This is a genomic window from Candidatus Accumulibacter cognatus, assembly GCF_000584975.1.
Taxonomy (GTDB): Bacteria; Pseudomonadota; Gammaproteobacteria; order Burkholderiales; family Rhodocyclaceae; genus Accumulibacter; species Accumulibacter cognatus.
The window spans coordinates 1-1,619 of sequence record NZ_JDST02000129.1; the positions used below are offsets into that span (position 1 = coordinate 1).

The 1,619-nt window shown below is 62.5% G+C and carries 1 protein-coding gene and 2 pseudogenes; 2 read left to right on the plus strand and 1 reads right to left on the minus strand.

Features of this window, described 5'->3' with window-relative positions; all coding sequences use genetic code 11:
- Positions 1-139: 139 nt before the first annotated feature.
- Together AW06_RS21285 and AW06_RS18950 are read left to right on the plus strand one after the other, a co-directional pair.
- Positions 140-718 (plus strand): annotated as a pseudogene (locus AW06_RS21285) (transposase); the annotation flags it as partial.
- Positions 719-896: 178 nt separating this feature from the next.
- A complete protein-coding gene (locus AW06_RS18950; protein WP_273704907.1) occupies positions 897-1,487 on the plus strand; it encodes a hypothetical protein in 591 nt (196 codons plus the stop codon).
- On the opposite strand, the pseudogene AW06_RS21290 reads toward AW06_RS18950, so the two are convergent.
- Positions 1,411-1,619 (minus strand): annotated as a pseudogene (locus tag AW06_RS21290) (glutamate--tRNA ligase family protein); the annotation flags it as partial. The gene AW06_RS18950 and the pseudogene AW06_RS21290 sit on opposite strands and share 77 nt — an antisense overlap.

A 1,619-nucleotide genomic window follows, 5' to 3' on the forward strand; every position in this document is an offset into this window, starting at 1 on the left:
CCTTCCAGAATTGGTGCAAACTGAGCATTGATGAGGGGTTGCGGCCAAGAGGGAGGGTCACCCGATGGGTGAGATGGAGTTTGCGCGAAAGGGGCTGGTCAAGGCGGTCGATGCCGCCTTACAGGCACAGATTCTCGGCATGAAGAAGATCATCCGCGACGAAAGCCTGCGCCGCGCGCTGGCGCATCTGGCCCCGAACCAACCCAAGCTCTGCAGCGACAAAGAACGCGCCGCGCGCAGGGCCCAACTGGCCAGGAGTACGGCCTGGATGGATACAGCGCTGTCGGAGAGCACGCGCGAAGCCCTGCGGACGCCCTGGATTCTCGACGCCGACACCAGCGTCAAGGTGCTCTATGGCCACCAGGCGGGTGCCGAGATCGGGTACAACCCCACCAAGCCGGGACGTCCCAGCCATACCCTGCCTGCCTACTGGATTGGCAACCTGCGCTTGGTGCTTGATGTGGAAGTACAAGGCGGCAAAGCCAATGCAGCCAAACATAGCCTGCCTCGTCTGCGGGAGCTGATCGAGGGGCTCGCCCCCGAGGAACGTCCCGTCCTGGTGCGCGGCGACATGGGTTTCGGCAATGAAGGCGTGATGGCCGAGAGTGAAGAGATTGGCCAGCGCTATCTCTTCAAGCTCAAGCAAACGCCCGGCGTCAAGCGTCTGATCGAGCGGCTCTGGCGGCAAGGCGACTGGCAGGGCGTCGGCCAAGGCTTTGAGGCGGTCGAAGGCGAGCTTCGGTTGGCGGGTTGGAGTGGCGCGCGGCGTGTGGTGGTGCTGCGGCAGCCAGTCAAGTCCAGTCTGGTCGCCCAGACAAGCCGCAAGAGCCGACAGCCAGAACTGCAGTTCCTTGACCCTTCGGAGACAACCAAAGTACTGGGAGTACGCCGTCCTGGTGTCCAACGCGGACTACTCGCTGGAGGCCATGGGCCAGCTCTACCGGGATCGGGTCGATTGCGAGAACGGCTTCGACGAACTGAAGAATCAATGGGGTTGGGGCGGCTACACCACGCAAGATCTGGAGCGCTGCAACCTCTCGGCGCGAGCGGTGGCACTGATTTACAACTGGTGGAGTTGGTATGTCCGCCTGGCGCATCCAAAGGCCCGCCTGGAGGCGATCACCAGCCGCCCCCTACTGCTCGCTGGTATCGCCCGCCTAACTCAGCACGCCGGCAAATCCCGCCTGCTGCTCACACTCTCCCATGCGGCGGGAGATCAGATCAAGGCGATGATCGTCAGTATCCGCAAGGGTCTTGACCATGTTCGGGCAACTGCGCCTCAGTTGCCGAAAGCCACCCGCTGGCCTGCACTGGTCCACTACATCGTCGACAAAATCATCGCCGCCAAACCGCAAAATGCCGCGGCACACGGCGCTTGCTCCACCTGGTCTGGCTGCCGCAATGGGCTAACTGGCCATCATCGCCAAGAATCATCGACAGGTGCGCATAGCGCGGCAATTGTGCGCCGAGCGCCCGCAGGATGTTGATCTGACGTGGGGTGTTGTTGACTGACGTGGTCGTCACCGCGGATGACGTGCGTGATGCCCATATCCCAGTCATCGACGACGACGCAGAAGTTGTAGGTCGGCGTGCCATCAGCGCGCGCAATGACCAGGTCG